This window comes from Aldersonia kunmingensis, from assembly GCF_001646865.1.
GTDB lineage: Bacteria > Actinomycetota > Actinomycetes > Mycobacteriales > Mycobacteriaceae > Aldersonia > Aldersonia kunmingensis.
The window spans coordinates 1-17,540 of sequence record NZ_LRRB01000288.1 but is presented as its reverse complement, the minus strand read 5'-3'; the positions used below and the strand labels follow the sequence as shown (position 1 = coordinate 17,540).

Sequence of the window (17,540 nt, the reverse complement as noted above, 5' to 3'; positions counted from 1 at the left end):
TTACGGCCGGGAGGCAGGCATGAGTTTCGGAACCACCCGACCGACGCCGTGGCAGTGGATCGGCTACGCATTCGGTCGTTCGCTGCCCGCGACCATGCGTGCCTGGGTCGCCCGCGACCTCACCGGCCGCAATCGGGTGGTCCGGCATCTACTGCGCAGCCTGGCGCCGTTCGTGCCGATCTTCGTGGCGTTCGTGGTGCTGCTGCCCGGTGCGCTGTGGCTGCGGGGCGCGACGATGCTGCTGGGTGTGCTTCTCGCGCTTTTCTATTCGGCCGCGTACATGAATCAGAACCGCGCCAAGCGGCTGTACCAGCATGGCCTTCCGGCCGATCTGGAGGACGATCAGCGCCGGGCGCGCCACGTCGCCGAGCGTGACGCCTACCTTGCGGCGCACCGTCCGGCCTAGTCCTCAGCCGTCAACACTTCCATCGCTTTCGCTTGCGCCGCAGCCGAATCCGGGTGTGTGTAGAAGTCGAGATGCGTGGCGTAGTCGAGCATGAGCAGTTCGCCCTGCGGAATTGCGGCGGCGGCATCGACACAATCGGCGGCGGCAATCTCGGCATCGTGCGACGACGCCACCACCAGCGTCCGTGCGGCGATGGCACCGAAATTGAGACTCTCGATGTTGCTGAACTGCACAGCGTCGTTGTCCCAGCCCGCTTTTCGCCGACCACCCCTGCCGACGGTGCGGGTGATGTCGAGTACGAAGCGGCGCTTCTCGGGGTCGGCCATGATTTCGTTCACCCGTTCGTCGGCGCGATTCGCAGCGAGCGTGCCCTGCGAATCGACCGCGCCGGCCACGATCTGCCGCGGGATGACCCGCTCCATCGCGGCGACCACCCAACTCCCCGCGGGCGTCGCGAACAGCGCTCGTTCCACAAGCCCCGGCGGGCTCAGGTGCTGACGGCTCGTCACCGGTGCGACCGCGACGAGACCGCGGACCCGGTCGGGATGCCGGGCCGCGAGGCGAAACGCGGCAGGTCCGCCGCCCGACCAGGCGAGCACGCCCGCCGCGGGGACATCGAGGGCGTCGAGGAGTGCGGCGTGCCGGTTGGCTTCGGCGTCGATGGTCCGGTCGACGCTCAGCGGAGTGCCGAGATAGCCCGGCCGGGAAACGGTGATCACCCGAAACCGATCCCGTGGCAGGAACCGGGCCATGATCTCCGCCGAATCGATTCCACCGGGACTGCCGTGCAATACGAGCACCGGTGTGCCGACGCCACTTACACCGCATTCGACCGAGCCGTACGGGGTGTCGAGCCGCATGACCTCAACCCTAGACATCCGCCGATGCCGTACACGCTGTTCTGCTCCGCGACGGGATCGTTATGTTGTCTGTAACCGCCGAGCTTGTGACGGCGGTCACCGCAACCCAACCGATAGGGGATTCCGTGACTGACAGCGTGCTGGTGGAGCGGCGTGACCGCATCCTGATCATCACCATCAATCGACCTGAAGCGCGCAACGCCGTCAACAAGGCCGTGAGCCAGGGCGTCGCCGACGCTATCGAGCAGCTCGATAGCGATGACTCGCTGTCGGTCGGCATCATCACCGGTGCGGGCGGAAACTTCTGCGCCGGTATGGACCTCAAGGCGTTCGTCGCGGGCGAGAACGTCGTCGTCGAGGGCCGCGGCCTCGGCTTCACCCAGCGTCCTCCGATCAAGCCGATCATCGCGGCCGTCGAGGGCTTCGCGCTCGCCGGTGGCACCGAGCTCGTTCTGTCCTGCGATCTCGTCGTCGCGGGCCGCGGCGCGAAGTTCGGCATTCCCGAGGTCAAGCGTGGCCTCGCGGCCGGTGCGGGCGGCCTCTTCCGGCTGCCGCGCCGCGTGCCGTACCAGGTCGCCATGGAGCTCGCGCTGACCGGTGATTCCTTCACCGCCGAGGACGGCTACCGCTACGGCTTCGTGAACCGCCTCGTCGACGACGGCGGCGCACTCGACGCGGCCCTCGAACTCGCGGAGAAGATCACCGCGAACGGCCCGCTCGCCATCGCGGCCAGCAAGCAGGTCATCGCGGCTTCTGCGGGCTGGGGTTCCGACGAGGAATCCTTCGAAAAGCAGGGCGAACTGCTCGCGCCGGTGTTCGTCTCGCAGGACGCGATCGAGGGCGCCACGGCGTTCGCGCAGAAGCGTCCCCCGGTCTGGCAGGGCAAGTAGTTACGACGAGGTCGTGACGAGTTCGGGCACGTCGGTGGACCGCCGCCGCCGTTGCCCGAACCGCACGTACGCCCGCGTCAGGAGCGGAGCGAGGAAAAGCATCAGCAGCAGCCGGATGAGCTGCACCCCGGCGACGAAGGTCGCGTTCGCGCCCGATGCCGCCGAGATCGCCAATACCGCGGACAGGCCGCCTGGCGTCGTGGCGAGGTAGCCCTCGAGTGGGGTCATGCCTGTCCACTGAGCCAGCGCGACACCGAACCCCGCGCAGATCGCGCCGATCCCGATGATGAGCACAGTGGCCAGCGGCAGCGTGCGCCCGATCGTGCGCAACGAATCGCGGTCGAAGGCCACGCCCGCCTGCCAGCCGACCACCATCAACGCCAGCGGCAGTACCGCGGCCGGGACCGTGGCGCCGAAATTCAGGCCGGTCAGTTCGAGAATCGCGGCGATGGTCAGCGGCGCAAGCAATGCGCCCGCGGGCATCGGGACGAACCGGTGTACGAGCAGCCCGGCACCCATCACCACCGCGAGGAAAGCCAGTCCGAGGTACCAGGGCGATGTGGGGCCCGATGAGGGCGCCGCGCCGGAGGTGTCCGCATCGAAGGCGAGCACGGCCACCACGGGGAGCGACAGCACCACGAGTGCGACCCGCAGATATTGAATGACCGCGACCATCCGGTCGTCGCCGCCGAGTTCACGTGCGATCGCGACCAGGCCGGTCGCGCCGCCGGCCACCAGGGACAGCGAGCCCGTCAGCGGATCGACGTCACGGCGCAGCCCGAGGAGGGCACCCGCGAGCACGCTGACGACCAGCGTGCCCAATCCGATAGCTACCGCGGGCAACCACGCAGAGCCCAGGGATTGCAGCGTGTCGGCGTGCACCATCGAACCGATCACCACGCCGAGTGCGGCCTGCGACAGCGAACTCGCCCACCGAGGCACCGCCTTGGGTGCGACACCGGCGAGGGCGAGCACGATCGCGGTGGTCAGCGAGGCGAACAGGGCGGCCGACGGCGCGGCGAGCAGGGTGAGGATCGTCCATACCGCAGCGGTCGCGGCACCGAGGTAAACCCAGTGCCGCGTCTCGCGAAGTCGCTCGGACGAATAGGCCATCGATTATCAATTTTACGCCCGCTAATGATCGCGTCTCGGTGGCCCGCGGGGGCAGTAGCCTCAACCGGGTGGACCGGCGGACCGTGCGATGACAAACATCATCGAGAAGATTCTCGATATCCCGGCAGCGTGGGTGTACGTCGTCGTCGGCCTGCTCGTCTTCGCCGAGGACGCGATCTTCATCGGGTTCGTCATTCCGGGTGAGACCGCGGCGGTGATCGGCGGCGTGGCAGCAAGCCAGGACCACGTGTCGTACCCGCTCATCCTCGCCGTCGTCATCGCAGCGGCCATCGCCGGCGACTCGGTTGGCTACGAGATCGGCACCCGATTCGGTCCGCGAATGCTCGAAGTGCGGTTCATGGCCAAGCGGGCCGACGAGATCGACAAGGCCCGCGCGTTCCTTGCCAAGCGCGGCGGCTCGGCGGTGTTCCTCGGACGGTTTGTCGCGTTCTTCCGCGCCGTGATGCCGGGCCTCGCCGGCATGTCGAACATGCACTACCGCAAGTTCCTGCTCTACAACGCCATTGGCGGAGTGGTCTGGGGCACGATCTTCGTCACCATCGGATTCGTCGCGGGTAACTCCTACGAGAGGGTCGCCAAGGCGGTCGGACGCGATATGGCCATCATCGTTGTGGCCCTGCTCGTATTGGCCCTGATCGGCTGGCGGGTGCGGCATCACATCCTCAAGCGGCGCGAGCGGCAGGCGCACGAGGCGGAAGCCGCCGGAGACGATTCGCCGGCGGTCCCGGCACCCGAGGACTGAGCGGCGCTACCGTGGGCAGCGTGCGTACTCCCGCAACCCGGTCGATCGCGCCGGTCGCCGCCGCGGCCGCGGCGCTGGCCGGAGTCGCGGTGCTGCGGGTCCGCGATCCGCACGTCTCCGGCTCGTACGGATTCTGCCCGTTCCACGAACTGACCGGCTGGTGGTGCCCGGCGTGCGGTGGTCTGCGCGCGACCAATGCTCTCGCGCAAGGAGATGTGCTCGCTTCGTTGTCGAGCAACGTTTTCGTGGTGCCGCTGATACTTGGCGCGGTCCTGGCCTGGGTGATGTGGGTGAGCGGTCGTCCGGTCCGCTATCGACCGGGCCGAATCGCGCTGATCGTCACCGTGGCAGTGCTGCTGGTGTTCACCGTTGTGCGGAACACGTCGTGGGGGAGCTGGCTCGCTCCGGGCTGACGGCGGTTCGCAGGACAGCCGCGCGCGTTCGCGGCATGCTCGGGGAATGGCTGATTCGCTCAAGGCGCGAGTGCGCGAAAAACTGATCCGGCAACTCAACGAGGATGGCGGGCGCCCCACCGACGAGGATGACGACGATCCGCGGCTGATCACTCTCGAATCCGACCTGGCCGCGCTCGATGCCGTCGGCGACGAGGATCCGCTCATCGAAGAGCTCGCCACCCGCTACTGGGTGCCCTGACCCTCATGCCGCAGCGCGGCGGTAGCGATTCAGCGCACCGCGCTGGCGGGCAGCTCCGGCAGCTTCTTGGTGTACAGCCATGCATCCCACAATGGGTTCAGCGGCAGCGGTGAGAACCGGCCCGCGAGGAGCATGAAATCGTCCGAGGTCACCGAGCCGTACCGGTACCGCGCCGTCCATTCGTACAGCAGCGCATAGAACTTCGCGTCACCCAACTGAGCACGCAGGGCGTGCAGGGTAAGCGCACCGCGCTTGTAGAGCCGGTCGTCGAACATCAGGTCTGGGCCGGGGTCGCCGATCAGGATGTCCTGGCGTTGGCGCGCGAGATTCTGCCGAGCGGCCCGGGCAAGTTGGTCTGCAGTGGGCCCGCCGGACGACTCGGACCACAACCATTCCGCGTAACACGCGAAACCCTCGTGCAGCCAGATATCGCGCCAGGTCCGAATGGTCAGGCTGTTGCCGAACCACTGGTGCGCGAGTTCGTGCGCGACGAGCCGTTCCGACGTGCGGCGGCCGTCGCAGTGGTTCGCGCCGAAGATCGAAATGCCCTGCGCCTCGATCGGGATCTCCAGCTCGTCGTCGGTGACGACCACGGTGTACTCCGCGAAAGGGTATGGGCCGAACATCTTTTGGAAGGTCGTCATCATTTGCGCTTGGCGGCCGAAGTCGTGGTCGAACTTGGCGCGCAGCCGAGGCGGCGCGACAACGAACATCGGCACCGGCTCGCCCTTCACCCGGCGGCGTTCGTAGCGGCCGATCTGCACGGTGGCGAGGTAACTCGGCATCGGCACGGCCTGTTCGTACACCCACGTTGTCTGGCTGGCCTTGACCTGCTTGCGGACCAGGTTGCCATTGGCGAGCGCGTAGAACGGGCTGTCGGTGGTGATCGTGATCTGGTAGCTGGCCTTGGAACTGGGGTGGTCGTCGCACGGGAACCAGGACGCCGCGCCGTTCGGCTGGTTCGCCACCATGCTGCCCTCGGCCAGCTCCTCCCAGCCGACCTCGCCGAACTGCCCGCGGATCGGCTGCGGGGTACCGCCGTAGCCGATAGCGACCGCGATTGCGCCGCCTGCCGGAATCGGTTGTGGCGGCGTGATGGTCAGCTTCCCGCGCTGATGCGCGTACTTCGCACGGCGGCCGTTGACGAGGACCTTGGACACCTGCAGCGTCTGAGCAAGATCGAGTGCGAACCGGGTCCGCTGCTCCGTGGTGACCGCAGTGATCAGCGCCTTGCCGGTGAGCCGGTTGACGACCACCTTGTACTGCAGCTCGAGTTCGTAGCGGGAGACCCGGTAGCCGCGATTGCCGTTCTGCGGAAGGTAGGGATCGATGGGCTGCTCGGGCTTGGAGCCCATCAGGGTTCCCCTTCCGTCGAATCGGCCCACACCGCAATGGGATTGCCCTGCCACCGCGTCGAGGGCGGCACTGTATCACCGCGCATCACCAGCGACGCCGGACCGACTGTCGCTCCGGCGCCCACCGAGGCTGCGGGCAGCGCGACACAGTGCGGGCCGAGGGTGGCACCAGCACCGAGCGTGACCGTGTCCATGGCCATGATCCGATCATGGAACAGGTGGGTTTGCACGACGCAGCCGCGCTCCACCGTGGCGCCGTCGCCGAGGGTCACCAGATCGGCCTCGGGCAACCAGTACGACTCGCACCAGACACCGCGACCGATCTTCGCGCCGAGCCCGCGCAGCCAGATGTTCATGACCGCCGTGCCGGTGGCCGCGCGTGCGAACCACGGCGCAGCGACGGTCTCCACGAATGCGTCGGACACCTCGTTGCGCCACACGAATGAACTCCACAGCGGGTGCTCGACCTTGCGAATGCGACCCACCACGAGCCACTTCGCCAGCACGGCGATCAGCCCGGCGAGCGCGCCCGCGACCATCAGCACCACGCCAGCGAGAACCGCGGCGACGGCGTAGTTCAGCCCGGACGCGAGGGCTGCGAGAGACGCAAGCACCAGCAGACCGACCCCGAACGACACCATCACCGGAATGAGACGGCAGGTCTCCACCAGCGCACGCGCGATCTTGAGCCGCAGCGGGGGATCGAAGGTGCGCCCCACGTCTGAATGACTCGCCGCGCGGCGCAGTCGCACAGGTGGGCTGCCCAGCCACGACGAGCCTGCCTTCGCCTTCGACGGCGCCGCGGACAGCACCGCAACGAGGCCGTTCTTCGGCACGCGGCGGCCGCCCGCGGTCATGCCCGAGTTGCCGAGGAACGCGCGCTTGCCGATCTTCGCCTGCCCGATCCGCATCCACCCCCCGCCGAGTTCGTAGCTCGCGATCATCGTGTCGTCGGCGAGGAATGCGCCGTCGCCGACCGTGGTGAACTTCGGCAGCAGCAGCACCGTCGACGCTTCCACATTCCGGCCGATGTCGGCGCCGAGCAGGCGCAGCCACACCGGCGTCAGCAGGCTCGCGTAGAGCGGGAAGAGGAACGTGCGCGCCGAGTCCATCAACCGCTCGGTGGCCCACACCTGCCAGCCGATCCGGCTGCGTACCGGATGCGCGCCTTCGTGGACGCCGATCGCGAGCAGTCGCACCGAAACGACGGTGAGGCCGGCGAAAAGGAACAGGCTGAGCAGTGTCGCGACGGGAAGCATCAGCATCGCCTGGCCGAACGCGGACCACACCGACGCGCTGTCGTGAATCCACCAGCCGATCAGCGCGATTCCAGCGGCGAGACCGAGTATCGGCATCGCGGCGAGCACGATCGACGTGAGCGCGAAAACGAGCACCCAGTGCCGCGCGCGGGGCGGGGTCTGGTCGGGCCACGGATGTTCGGCCTTGCCGACCTTCACCGCGGGCGAGCCGGCCCAGTACTGTGCGGCCTTCACCTTTCCCGTGACCGCGGAACCCGCTGCGACCACCGCGTTCTTGCCGACGACCGCACCGGGAAGCAATGTTGAACGCGACCCCACGACCGCGCCCGGGCCGATCACGATGCGGCCGATATGCACGACATCGCCATCGATCCAGTGCCCGGACAGGTCCACCTCGGGCTCGACGCAGCAGCCGTCGCCGAGTTCGAGCAGCCCGGTGACCGGCGGCAACGTGTGCAGGTCGACGCCACGGCCGACCTTCGCCCCGAGCGCACGAGCGAACGGCACCATCCACGGTGCGCCGGAGAGATTTTCGGCGCCGCTAGCCTCGGATAGTCGCAATGCTGTCCACAGCCGCACGTGCTCCGACCCGCCGCGCGGGTAATTGCCGGGTTCGATGTCGTCGAGGAGCAACCTCGCCCCGAGCACGCAGATGGCCATCCGGCCGAACGGCGTAATGAAGAGCACGAAGGCCGGCAACACCAGCCACCACGAGAGGGTCGGGACCCACGACAGCGTGGTGCCCGGTCCGGTCGGCACGAACCAACCGAAGATGTTCGATACCAACGCCAGCCACGTGACCCACTGCAGGCCCGTGAGCGTGGACAGTGGCAGCGTCGCCGCGATCTGGATGAACTGCGCGCGGCGCGGTGTGGGCGCGACTACTCGTGCCTCCACCTCGGCGGCAGGGGCGAAGTTGTCGAGGCGTTCCGCGAGTGAGCCGAGCCGCGGGTGGTCGTACAGGTCGGCGACCGTCACGTTCGGGTGCTGCTCACGCAGCGCCGTGACGAGTTGCGCGGCGGCCAGCGACCCGCCGCCGTGATCGAAGAAATCGTCGTCGAGGCCGGTGATCTCTGCGCCGAGGATCTTCGTCCAGAGTTCGGCCACCCAGCCGGCGGTTCCGTCGAGCCCGTGATCGGCGCCGGCATCGCCGACCCCGGCCAGCGGCCAGGGCAGTGCGTTGCGATCGACCTTGCCCGAAGTGCGGGTGGGGAGCTCGTCGACGAGCGCGAGGCGAGGGACCAGCGCAGCTGGCAGCTGTTCGGCCAGCAGGACTCGTGCGGCCTTCAGGTTGAACCCGTCGTCCGCGGCGAGGTAGCCGACCAGAATCTGATGACCGGTCTCCGTCTTGCGCACCGCCGCCGCCGCGCCGCGCACACCCGGCAGATTCTGCAGTGCGTTGTCCACTTCGCCGAGTTCGATGCGCCGGCCGCCGAGTTTCACCTGATCGTCGGCGCGGCCGTTGAAGATCAGGCCGTCGCGTTCGAGCCGGACGAGGTCGCCGCTGCGGTAGGCGCGGTCCCAGCCGAGTGTGGGCATGGGCGCGTACTTTTCGGCGTCCTTCGCCGGGTCGAGGTAGCGGGCGAGTCCGACGCCGCCGATCACGAGCTCACCGGTTTCACCCTCGGCAACGCGTTGCCCATTGGCGTCGACGACGGCGAGGTCCCAGCCGTCGAGCGGGTGGCCGATGCTGACCGGACCGCCGTCCATCAGGGCTGCGCAGGCGACCACGGTGGCCTCGGTGGGGCCGTAGGTGTTCCACACCTCGCGGCCTTCGCCGGCGAGCCGGCCATCGTGGCCCGTGCCGGCGAGCCGTTCGGCGAGTTCGGGCGGGACCGCCTCGCCGCCGAAGATCAGCAGGCGAACGTTCTCCAGCGCCTCGGGCGGCCACATCGCGGCGAGCGTCGGAACGGTCGAGATGACATTCACCTCGTGCGCGACGAGCCACGGACCGAGGTCCACGCCGCTGCGCACCAGCGCACGTGGCGCGGGCACCAGGCACGCGCCGTGCCGCCACGCCAGCCACATCTCCTCGCACGAGGCGTCGAAGGCCACGGACAGGCCGGCGAGGACGCGGTCCCCGGGATGAATTGGGTCGTCCTGCAGGAACAATCGCGCCTCGGCGTCGACGAACGCAGCCGCACTGCGATGCCCGACGGCGACGCCCTTCGGTGTGCCGGTAGAGCCGGACGTGAAGATGATCCACGCGTCGTCTTCGAGGGTTGGGCGCGGCACCGTCGGGTCCGCGATCGGAGGTGCGGGAGGTGCGTCCATCATCGTCACCCCGTCGGCGGTGATCACCGCACGAACCTTCGCCTCGCCGAACACCAATTCGGCGCGCTCCTCCGGGTCGTCCGCGTCCACCGGGACGTATGCCGCACCGACCGCGAGCACCGACAGGATGGCGACGTAAAGCGAGTAGGAGCCCGACGGCATGCGGACACCCACGCGGTCCCCCGGGCGCACACCGCTGCGGTCCAGCCACTCGACGCCCTCCATGACGACCGTCGCGAGTTCCGCGTAGGTCAGCAGGTGGGCGCCGTCGTCGATCGCGGCCGCGTCGGGGTACTCCTCGACGGCGGCGTTGAGAATGTCGATAAGCGTGCGGGGTGGCGGCGCAAGGCCGCCGCGCAGGTAGTCATCGGCGATGTCGCGCGTGAGCGCCGCCTCTCCGATTGCCGCACCTTGGTGCGATTCCACTGACAACGTTTGTCTCCGCTTCGCTCTCCCAACCCCATTGGGGTCGAATGACGATGGGGTTTATCTCACCAATGGATGGACAAAAGGTGAACGAGCCACGCGGCGGCACTGTCGATTGGAATAACTCGCCTTGACAATTCCGCCGAAAGTCTGGAACTCTCGCGGCAGGTCACGAGTACCAGCGTGAAGCCCCGGCTAGCTGGTCGGCAACCCTCCTCCGCGGTGGGGTGCTCCGGGTGACGACCCGGCTGTATCCGAATTGGATGCGGCAAGCGCGGACTCTTCTGGTCACCGACCAACGAGTCCCTTACCCGAATGGGATGTCGTGATGACTGCTGTGCTCTCTGCCCCCGTATGCGCTGTTTCGCCGTTTGCGACCGTTTCCGGTTGCGATCTCGAGGTTCCGCTCGTGCAGGGCGGCACCTGCACCTACGCCAACTTCGACTACGCGGCGAGCGCGCCTGCACTCGCCGCGGTCACCGATCGCGTCACGAACTTGCTGCCGTACTACGCGAGCGTGCACCGCGGCGCCGGCTACGCCTCGCGGGTGTCGACGGCCTGCTACGAAAGCGCCCGCGAATCGGTTTCGCGCTTCGTGTGCGCCGCGAATGACCAGGTGGTCGTGTTCACCCGCAACACCACCGACTCGCTGAATCTGCTCGCCGCGTGCGTGCCGGGCGACACTGTGGTTCTCGATATCGAGCACCACGCGAACCTGCTCGCCTGGCAGCGCCGCGGCCGCCGGGTCGTCACCGCCGCAGCAACGATCGAGGCGACGATCGATCGGATCGAGGCCGAGCTGTGCGCGAAGCCCGCTGCACTGCTTGCCATTACCGGTGCATCCAATGTCACCGGCGAGGTGCTGCCGATCGCGCGACTCGCGCGGCTTGCGCACCGATGGGGTGCGCGGATTCTGGTGGACGCCGCTCAGCTCGCCCCGCATCGGCGAATCGATCTGCAGGCATGCGGGGTGGATTACCTCGCGCTCTCCGGGCACAAGCTCTACGCGCCGTTCGGCGCCGGTGTGCTCGTCGGGCGGCGCGACTGGCTCGACGCGGCCGAGCCCTATCTGGCCGGCGGCGGTGCGGTCCGTGAGGTAACCACGACTGGCACCGAGTGGGCGCCGGCGCCGCAGCGGCACGAGGCGGGTAGCCCGAACGTGCTGGGTGTCGCCGCCCTGGCCGCGGCGTGCGATGCGCTCGGTGGGCTCGACGATTCAGCGGTCCGCTCGCATGAACGCGAACTGTGCGCGCGCCTGCGGGACGGGCTTTCGGTGCTGCCGGGAGTGGAATTGCTCCGGGTCTTCGCCGATAGCGCCGATTGCGTGGGCATCGTCGCGTTCACGGTCGCGGGCCACGAGCCCGGCGCCGTCGCCGCGTACCTGTCGGCGGAGCACGGCATCGGTGTGCGTGACGGACGGTTCTGCGCACACCCACTGCTCGCTCGGCTCGGTTACGACTCGGCAGTGCGGGCGAGCATCGGCCTCGGCACGAGCAGTGCGGATGTCGATCGGCTGATCACCGCCGTCGCGCAACTCGTCGGCAGTGGCCCGGCGTGGGGTTACGGCAAGGCCGACGGGCAGTGGAACCCGGTGCCGGAGACCCGCCCGTTCCCGGGCGCCGACACGGGCGACGGTTCCGCGCCCTGCCAGCTCGGTGCGGAGGTCAGGTGAGCGCGGCGACCAGCGCGTCCCCGATCCATTCGCCGTATCGCTGCACGGACCAACCACGTTCGAGGACGAGCAGCTCGTAGAGCTCGACGGCGATATAGGTCCACAGCACGTCGCGGACCTCGTCGATGTCGATACCGGCGCGCAGCTGGCCGCCCTCATGCAGGTGCCGGGCGAGCATCGTCATGCCGGTGAGCCGCTCGTCGAGCAGCGTCCGCCAGGTGGCGCCGATCCGGTCGTCGCTGTGCCGGGCGTCGCGAATGGCGATCTGCACCTTCGCCGAACGCACCTGCCGCGTGGCCATGCCAGCGGCGTACATCGCAAGTTTGCGGCGTACGTCGGGCTCGCCGGCGATCGCCTGCGCGGCGGGGCGTTCGGCAACGGCTTCGGGTTCGTCGTCACCGGCAATGACGAAATCGAACACAGCCTTGGCGAGCGTCGGTTTGTTGCCGAACGCCTTGTAGACAGTTTCGGCCGAGACCCCCGCACGGCGCGCGACGCTCGCGATCGTCGTCGCCTGGTACCCCTTCTCTTCCAGCTCGTCACGCGCGGCAACGACGACGGAAAGTCGGGTCGCGCGGGCTTTTTTCGCGGCGGCTCGCGGCGTCGTAGCTACGCCGCTCGGGAGTCCTTGTCATGGGCCTTGCCATCGTAGCGGTTATTAAATACAGTGTCACTGTATCTAATATTCGAGCGAAGGAGGCGTTATGACCACGTCGAGCGCACCCGCTGATGTGCAGGGGAAGGACACGGACCTGCGGGACATCGCCGTGCGCAGCATCGAGATCATGGCGAGCGGGTCGTTGCCGGATTTCGAAGCGGTGGTGCACCCGGACGCGGTGAACCGGGAGGGTGAGGCGGAACCTGCGGAGGCGCGCGGATCCGGTCCCGCGGCGTACTTCGCGACCGCGCAATGGCTGCGCGGCGCCTTCGCGGATCTGCATCACGAGATTCATGAATGTGTGGCCACGGGCGACTTGGTCGTGCTGCACACGACGATGAGTGGCCGCCAGGTCGGGACCTTCGTGGTCTACGACGAGAACGCCGCGGTGAAGCAGGCGTTCCCGCCGACCGCGCGCAGCTTCGCCATCACCCAGTCGCACTGGCTCCGGATCCGGGACGGCAAGGTGATCGAGCACTGGGCCAACCGCGACGACCTCGCGATGTCCGAGCAGCTGGGCTGGGTTCCGCCGAGTCCGCGCTACCTGATCCGGATGGCGGCCGCGAAGCGGAAGGCGGCGAAGGGTTTGTCGAATTAGCCGAAGTGCCGGTAGCGGGTTGGCCGTCCCCGCGTCCCTGGTTCAGCAGGTAGGCTGCTCACATGGAACGAAATCCGCGAGTCGGGGCGCCGCTCGACGGGTTGTTCCAGCGGCGTCGGCATATCGATCTGTGCCGCACGGCCGCCGGTAGTTGTCGCGACTGACGTGTACCCGCACCGGGCATTCGCCCGCGTGCACAGACCGTCCTTTCCGTCGCGACCGAAAGACCGTTCCCATGACGACAACGCTGCTTACCCGTCCCCTTCATATCGCCGTCGAACTCACCGAGCGCGGACACCATCCCGCCCTGCGCCCGAGCGTTGAGCGGCTGCCGGTCCGCCCGAATCGGTGGATCGAACTGACCGCCGGCGCTCCCGGCGTCGAACCGCTCGACCTCACCGCGTACCCGGATGCCGTCCGCCGGGTGCGCGCGACGGATCTTCGTGAGGCGCAAAAGCTTCGGGCCCGCATCCGGGCCGAGGCCGAGAGCGCTGGTCGTAACCCCGATTCGGTATCGGTGGTACTCGATATCGAGACGCTGCTCGCGGCAGATGCCTCGGCCGCGTTGCGCCGACTCGGCGAGCTCGACAGCCTGCTGTCCGAGCCGCGCCGAACGGATTCGGTGCCGTACATCGGCACGGCGGAGGGCCTGGTCGGGTTGATCGGCGACCTGCGGCTCGCCGAGGTTGCGGACGGCGTCACGTTGCGTCCGCTCGAACTCGACAACACGCTGCCGCTCATCCTCGGCGAGGTCATGGCCGAGCTGTCGGCTCGGGGGCTGAGCTACCCGGCCGAGGGCCTGGACGAGTTGCTTTCGGCGAGCGGGTTCTCGGGCTGAACCCTGGGTTGCCGCGCTAGTCGTCGAGCGGCGTCGGCCGGTGGTACTTGCCGTCGTGATAGAGCAGCGGCGCGCCGGTCGGCGTATCGGTGACGTCCTGCACGCGGTTCACCAGCCCGACGACGAGGGTGTGGTCGCCCACCGCGATCAGCTGATGGATTGTGACGCGCAACCAGATCGGCGTGCCGTAGAGCACCGGCTCGCCGGTCTCGAGCCATGTCCACAGTGAGTTGTCGGAAAAGCGCTCATCCGCGCTGCGCGCGAAGCGCTGAGCAACGTGCCGCTGATGTTCGCCGAGGAAGTGGATAACCACGGAGTCGCACGCGTGCAGTGCGCCGATGCTGGACGACGTGTGCGCGATATTGAACGAGATCAGCGGCGGGTCCAGCGAGAGCGACGCGAATGAGGAAGCCGTGAATCCGATCGGCCGGTCATCATCGGTGCGCAGCGTCACCACGGTGACGCCGGTCGGGTAGTGCCGCATCGCCGCGCGGTACTGATCGGCGGTGATGGGGCTCGCATCATCGGGTACCTGCAGAGCGTCTGCAGGCACGTCGAGAGATTCTTCGGAGATATTCGGGCGCTCTGAAACCACGGCGCCAGTCTAGGTACGCGGCTCAGTCGACGTCGATGGCGAGGCCCGCCGTGATCCGGAGCAGCTCGGTGAACGTGGTCCGGAAGACGGTGTTGGGATGACCGGCCGCGGCCCACAGCTCCGGGAACTCGTCCAGCGCGTTGTCGACGTAGGTCTGCAGATTCGTCGGGTGCCCGATCGGGGCCACGCCGCCGATCGGCTGCCCGGTCGCGTGTCGCACCATCTCGGCCGGGGCGCGGGTGAGGACGCCCTCGAGGCGGGTGCCGGTCTTGTCGAGATTCACCTGATGGCTGCCCGAGACCAGCAGCAGCACCGGATCGTCGTCGAGTTGGAAGACAAGCGATTTCACGATTGCACCGACATCGACACCGAGCGCGTCGGCGGCTTCCTCCGCGGTGTGAGTGGGCGTCGGCTGGGTGATGATCACGCCGTGGTGGCCACGCGCAATGAGGGTGTCCGCAACATGGGATGCGTTCGGGTGCAGCAGCCTCCGCATGTACTCAGCGTAGGGCGAAGTGGGCGATCCGCGCGAGATCAGTAGGTCGGGAAACCGCCCTCGGGGCCGAGCATCGTCGCCAAGCGGGCGCGCGTGATCCGCGCCAGCTCTTCCGCGGTGTGGAACTCGACCTGCTCGTGGATACAGGTCTCGAAGACTCTGTCGAGGTCGATCGTGGACAAGGCGAAGAGCTGCTTGTCGGCCATCGCGAAGAGTTCATCGTGGCTGGCGAAGGGCCGCGAGTCGGCGACCTTATGCGCCCAGGTGACGTTGCAGCAGCATTCGAATAGCGCGTGCACCGCGCGTGCCGAGGTCATCGAGTTGAATTCTTCGAGTCCAATGCCCTTATGCATCAACATGCCGGACCTCCAAATTTTTGCCTGCTCGAGCGCTGCGCGGGGAGATGATCGCGTTGCGCCGCAGACTTCGATAATCGCGCTCTACGGGATCGACATTCGAGCCCATGCGACGGAGTTTCCGAGACGTTTACATATGAAACAAAACGTAACGAAAGTCACCGGTGTACTCGCCAGTAGCTTCGCCGGATACTCTCGACGCATGAGCGAATGGAACGCCTTCACCGTCGAGACCAAGGACAACGTCGCCCAGGTCACCCTGATCGGTCCCGGCAAGGGAAACGCCATGGGACCGGACTTCTGGCGTGAGCTTCCGCTGATTTTTGCCGAACTCGACAGCGACCCCGAGGTGCGCGCGATCGTGCTCGCGGGCTCGGGCAAGAACTTCTCCTACGGGCTCGATCTGCAGGCGATGGCGCCCGATATGGCGCCCGTGCTCGCCGACAAGGCGCAGGCGGCGCCGCGCACCGATTTCCATGGCGTCATCGGCCGCATGCAGGGTGCGATCACGGCGGTCGCGGACTGCCGCAAGCCGGTGGTCGCCGCGATCCAGGGCTGGTGCATCGGTGGTGGCGTCGACCTCATCACTGCCGCCGATATCCGCTACGCCAGCGCGGATGCCAAGTTCAGTGTCCGCGAGGTCAAGGTGGCCATGGTGGCCGACGTCGGCACGCTGGCACGACTGCCCCGGATCATCGGCGATGGGCACGTGCGCGAACTCGCCCTCACCGGCCGGGACATCGACGCCGCCCGCGCCGAGAAGATCGGCCTGGTCAACGACGTGTTCACCGACGCTGACGCCGTCCTCGCCGCGGCCCGCGAGACCGCGGCCGAGATCGCCGCGAACCCTCCGCTGGTCGTCCACGGCATCAAGCAGGTGCTCGACCACAGCCGCAAGCCGTCCGTCGATGACAGCCTGCGCTACGTCGCCGCGTGGAATGCGGCGTTCCTGCCGTCGAACGATCTGACCGAGGCGATCACCGCGGTATTCGCGAAGCGCCCGCCGGAGTTCAAGGGCGAGTAACCGCAGAATCGGGCGCCGGGGCGAGCAGCCTCAGCAGCAACGCCACCGGGGCCCAACTTTCGCGGCCCAACCGTGCGACCGCGTAGGTCCGCATCGTCACCGCCGGCTCGGTCAGGTTCGCGATTGTGATGCCTGGCCGGGCCGGAATGGCGGTGGGCAGTAAGCCGACGCCGAGACCTTCGGCGATCAAGTCCTCCACGAGTTCGAGGCTGTCCGCGCGATGTGTGATCCGCGGCGTGAAGTCCGCCAGCGCCGCGATCGTGCGGACCACCTCTTCGTCGGCGGTATTGCGCGAGTTCACAATCCATTCGCTGTCGCGGAAGCGGCGGAACACTTCGACCGCGTTGCCGGAGCCGTCGCTGTCCTCGGGAATCGCGAGTCCCCATTCGGTCGTGCCGATCCGGAGCGCACGCACCGAATCCGGTAGCCGGTGCGGGGCCAGGTCGTAGTCGTAGATCAGCGCGAGGTCCACCTCGTCGCGCGCGAGCAGATCCAGCGCCTCGAAAGGTTCGTGCTCGCGCATCAGCAGATGCACGTGCGGCGAGAGCTCGCCGAGCCGGGACAACAGCGGCAGCAGGTGGCGCCTGGCCGCGGACGCGAATGAGGCCACCCGGACCTCACCGGCGGGTTCGGCGTCCGGGTCGAGATCGATCCGGGCGGCCTCCACCGCCGCGAGGATCGTCACCGCATGCGCGGCCAGCCGGCGCCCGGCCGGCGTCAGCCGTACCCGTCGGCCCTCCGGTTCGAGCAGCGTCACGTTCAGTTCCTTGGCCAGCACGGCGAGCTGCTGGGAGACCGTGGACGTGGTGACGCCGAGCTCGTCGGCGACCTCACGCATCGACCCGAGCTGCGACAGTTCCAGCAGCATTTCCAAGCGTCGGGTGTCCACGCTCGAATCATTCACGAATTGCGAACGATATGTCCATGAATAACAGGTGGACGCGGACGTTGTGTCCGGTTTTCAATGGTCCGCATGGATAACAGCGCACGCACGGGAGTCGGCATGGCCGTCCTGGCGATGCTCTGCGTCCAGCTCGGTGTCGCAGCTTCAGTCGGGATGATCGACAGGATCGGAGCCGAGGGCACAGCGTTCCTGCGACTGGCGTGCGCCGGAATCCTGATGTTCGTGCTCGTCCGCCCGCGGCTGCGCGACTTCCGCCGCGCGGATCTGCTGGCTTGTGTCGCGCTCGGTGTCGTCACCGCGGGCGTGACGATGCTCTACATGGCGGCCATCGTGCATCTGCCGATCGGCACCGCGAGTGCCATCGAGTTCCTCGGCCCGCTCGGCGTCGCTGTTTTCCGC

19 protein-coding genes and 1 riboswitch are annotated in these 17,540 nt (G+C 67.8%); of the genes, 10 read left to right on the top strand and 9 right to left on the bottom strand.

The genetic code is table 11. The features are described from left to right. Positions 1-19: 19 nt before the first annotated feature. Entirely contained in the window at positions 20-406 is a 387-nt protein-coding gene (locus A8G08_RS23225) for a DUF5313 family protein (protein ID WP_068279549.1), read from the top strand. On the opposite strand, the gene A8G08_RS23220 is transcribed toward A8G08_RS23225, so the two are convergent. Beyond that, positions 403-1,266, bottom strand: a complete 864-nt coding sequence (locus A8G08_RS23220) for an alpha/beta fold hydrolase (RefSeq protein WP_169823361.1) — start codon at positions 1,264-1,266, stop codon at positions 403-405. The two genes, A8G08_RS23225 and A8G08_RS23220, sit on opposite strands and share 4 nt — an antisense overlap. Positions 1,267-1,391: 125 nt before the next feature. Here A8G08_RS23220 and A8G08_RS23215 point away from each other — a divergent pair, with 125 nt between their 5' ends. Next, entirely contained in the window at positions 1,392-2,156 is a 765-nt protein-coding gene (locus A8G08_RS23215; RefSeq protein ID WP_068279547.1) for a crotonase/enoyl-CoA hydratase family protein, read from the top strand. Here A8G08_RS23215 and A8G08_RS23210 read toward each other — a convergent pair whose 3' ends face one another. Next, the gene (locus tag A8G08_RS23210) at positions 2,157-3,269 is read right to left on the bottom strand and encodes an AbrB family transcriptional regulator (RefSeq protein WP_068279449.1); all 1,113 of its coding nucleotides are present in this window, start codon (positions 3,267-3,269) and stop codon (positions 2,157-2,159) included. A gap of 88 nt (positions 3,270-3,357) precedes the next feature. On the opposite strand from A8G08_RS23210, the gene A8G08_RS23205 reads away from it, so the two are divergent. From A8G08_RS23205 to A8G08_RS23195, 3 genes are read left to right on the top strand one after another with little or no spacing between them, the layout of a single operon-like run. Then, on the top strand, positions 3,358-4,032 hold the full coding sequence (locus A8G08_RS23205) for a DedA family protein (protein WP_068279431.1): 675 nt from the start codon (positions 3,358-3,360) through the stop codon (positions 4,030-4,032). Positions 4,033-4,052: 20 nt separating this feature from the next. Next, positions 4,053-4,445, top strand: coding sequence for a DUF2752 domain-containing protein (locus tag A8G08_RS23200; protein ID WP_245672967.1), 393 nt, complete (start codon positions 4,053-4,055; stop codon positions 4,443-4,445). Positions 4,446-4,491: 46 nt separating this feature from the next. Then, positions 4,492-4,686: a hypothetical protein gene (locus A8G08_RS23195; RefSeq protein ID WP_068279425.1), complete on the top strand. Its 195-nt coding sequence runs from the start codon at positions 4,492-4,494 to the stop codon at positions 4,684-4,686. Positions 4,687-4,715: 29 nt separating this feature from the next. Here A8G08_RS23195 and A8G08_RS23190 read toward each other — a convergent pair whose 3' ends face one another. Both A8G08_RS23190 and A8G08_RS23185 read right to left on the bottom strand, forming a co-directional pair. Further along, entirely contained in the window at positions 4,716-6,041 is a 1,326-nt protein-coding gene (locus A8G08_RS23190) for a M1 family metallopeptidase (RefSeq protein ID WP_068279422.1), read from the bottom strand. Beyond that, positions 6,041-10,000, bottom strand: coding sequence for a Pls/PosA family non-ribosomal peptide synthetase (locus A8G08_RS23185; protein ID WP_187344515.1), 3,960 nt, complete (start codon positions 9,998-10,000; stop codon positions 6,041-6,043). The genes A8G08_RS23190 and A8G08_RS23185 overlap by 1 nt, the downstream gene beginning before the upstream one ends. Before the next feature lie 167 nt (positions 10,001-10,167). Then, positions 10,168-10,281: riboswitch (SAM riboswitch) on the top strand. 47 nt (positions 10,282-10,328) lie between these two features. Between A8G08_RS23185 and A8G08_RS23180 the strand changes: the two genes are divergently transcribed. Further along, positions 10,329-11,672: an aminotransferase class V-fold PLP-dependent enzyme gene (locus A8G08_RS23180; protein ID WP_068279414.1), complete on the top strand. Its 1,344-nt coding sequence runs from the start codon at positions 10,329-10,331 to the stop codon at positions 11,670-11,672. Here A8G08_RS23180 and A8G08_RS23175 read toward each other — a convergent pair. Then, the gene (locus tag A8G08_RS23175; protein WP_245672966.1) at positions 11,665-12,093 is read right to left on the bottom strand and encodes a hypothetical protein; all 429 of its coding nucleotides are present in this window, start codon (positions 12,091-12,093) and stop codon (positions 11,665-11,667) included. The genes A8G08_RS23180 and A8G08_RS23175 overlap by 8 nt on opposite strands. A gap of 283 nt (positions 12,094-12,376) precedes the next feature. On the opposite strand from A8G08_RS23175, the gene A8G08_RS23170 reads away from it, so the two are divergent. Both A8G08_RS23170 and A8G08_RS23165 read left to right on the top strand, forming a co-directional pair. Beyond that, complete coding sequence (locus tag A8G08_RS23170; RefSeq protein ID WP_068279411.1) at positions 12,377-12,928, top strand: ester cyclase; 552 nt, start codon at positions 12,377-12,379, stop codon at positions 12,926-12,928. A gap of 235 nt (positions 12,929-13,163) precedes the next feature. Next, positions 13,164-13,766: a hypothetical protein gene (locus A8G08_RS23165; RefSeq protein ID WP_068279408.1), complete on the top strand. Its 603-nt coding sequence runs from the start codon at positions 13,164-13,166 to the stop codon at positions 13,764-13,766. A 16-nt stretch (positions 13,767-13,782) separates the two neighbouring features. Here the strand turns inward: A8G08_RS23165 and A8G08_RS23160 are convergent, their stop codons facing one another. Genes A8G08_RS23160 through A8G08_RS23150 form a run of 3 tightly spaced genes read right to left on the bottom strand, consistent with a single transcriptional unit; the run spans position 13,783 to position 15,216 of the window. Further along, the gene (locus A8G08_RS23160; RefSeq protein ID WP_068279405.1) at positions 13,783-14,361 is read right to left on the bottom strand and encodes a flavin reductase family protein; all 579 of its coding nucleotides are present in this window, start codon (positions 14,359-14,361) and stop codon (positions 13,783-13,785) included. A gap of 22 nt (positions 14,362-14,383) precedes the next feature. Beyond that, the gene (locus A8G08_RS23155; RefSeq protein ID WP_068279402.1) at positions 14,384-14,857 is read right to left on the bottom strand and encodes a YbaK/EbsC family protein; all 474 of its coding nucleotides are present in this window, start codon (positions 14,855-14,857) and stop codon (positions 14,384-14,386) included. A 38-nt stretch (positions 14,858-14,895) separates the two neighbouring features. Next, a complete protein-coding gene (locus A8G08_RS23150; protein ID WP_068279399.1) occupies positions 14,896-15,216 on the bottom strand; it encodes a 2-oxo-4-hydroxy-4-carboxy-5-ureidoimidazoline decarboxylase in 321 nt (106 codons plus the stop codon). A 199-nt stretch (positions 15,217-15,415) separates the two neighbouring features. Between A8G08_RS23150 and A8G08_RS23145 the strand changes: the two genes are divergently transcribed. After that, positions 15,416-16,237 carry a crotonase/enoyl-CoA hydratase family protein gene (locus A8G08_RS23145; RefSeq protein ID WP_068279395.1) on the top strand — a complete coding sequence of 274 codons (822 nt, stop codon included), beginning with the start codon at positions 15,416-15,418 and terminating at the stop codon, positions 16,235-16,237. Here A8G08_RS23145 and A8G08_RS23140 read toward each other — a convergent pair. Then, positions 16,224-17,126, bottom strand: coding sequence for a LysR family transcriptional regulator (locus tag A8G08_RS23140; RefSeq protein WP_068279392.1), 903 nt, complete (start codon positions 17,124-17,126; stop codon positions 16,224-16,226). The genes A8G08_RS23145 and A8G08_RS23140 overlap by 14 nt on opposite strands. A gap of 84 nt (positions 17,127-17,210) precedes the next feature. On the opposite strand from A8G08_RS23140, the gene A8G08_RS23135 reads away from it, so the two are divergent. Further along, on the top strand, positions 17,211-17,540 hold a 330-nt coding region (locus tag A8G08_RS23135; protein ID WP_157108754.1), incomplete at its 3' end, for an EamA family transporter.

Bases quoted from the DNA above. Each gene is read 5' to 3' on its own strand.
- A8G08_RS23225 (WP_068279549.1), top strand. From the start codon at position 20: ATGAGTTTCGGAACCACCCGACCGACGCCGTGGCAGTGGATCGGCTAC.
- A8G08_RS23220 (WP_169823361.1), bottom strand. From the start codon at position 1,266: ATGCGGCTCGACACCCCGTACGGCTCGGTCGAATGCGGTGTAAGTGGC.
- A8G08_RS23210 (WP_068279449.1), bottom strand. From the start codon at position 3,269: ATGGCCTATTCGTCCGAGCGACTTCGCGAGACGCGGCACTGGGTTTAC.
- A8G08_RS23205 (WP_068279431.1), top strand. From the start codon at position 3,358: ATGACAAACATCATCGAGAAGATTCTCGATATCCCGGCAGCGTGGGTG.
- A8G08_RS23195 (WP_068279425.1), top strand. From the start codon at position 4,492: ATGGCTGATTCGCTCAAGGCGCGAGTGCGCGAAAAACTGATCCGGCAA.
- A8G08_RS23190 (WP_068279422.1), bottom strand. From the start codon at position 6,041: ATGGGCTCCAAGCCCGAGCAGCCCATCGATCCCTACCTTCCGCAGAAC.
- A8G08_RS23180 (WP_068279414.1), top strand. From the start codon at position 10,329: ATGACTGCTGTGCTCTCTGCCCCCGTATGCGCTGTTTCGCCGTTTGCG.
- A8G08_RS23170 (WP_068279411.1), top strand. From the start codon at position 12,377: ATGACCACGTCGAGCGCACCCGCTGATGTGCAGGGGAAGGACACGGAC.
- A8G08_RS23165 (WP_068279408.1), top strand. From the start codon at position 13,164: ATGACGACAACGCTGCTTACCCGTCCCCTTCATATCGCCGTCGAACTC.
- A8G08_RS23155 (WP_068279402.1), bottom strand. From the start codon at position 14,857: ATGCGGAGGCTGCTGCACCCGAACGCATCCCATGTTGCGGACACCCTC.
- A8G08_RS23150 (WP_068279399.1), bottom strand. From the start codon at position 15,216: ATGTTGATGCATAAGGGCATTGGACTCGAAGAATTCAACTCGATGACC.
- A8G08_RS23145 (WP_068279395.1), top strand. From the start codon at position 15,416: ATGAGCGAATGGAACGCCTTCACCGTCGAGACCAAGGACAACGTCGCC.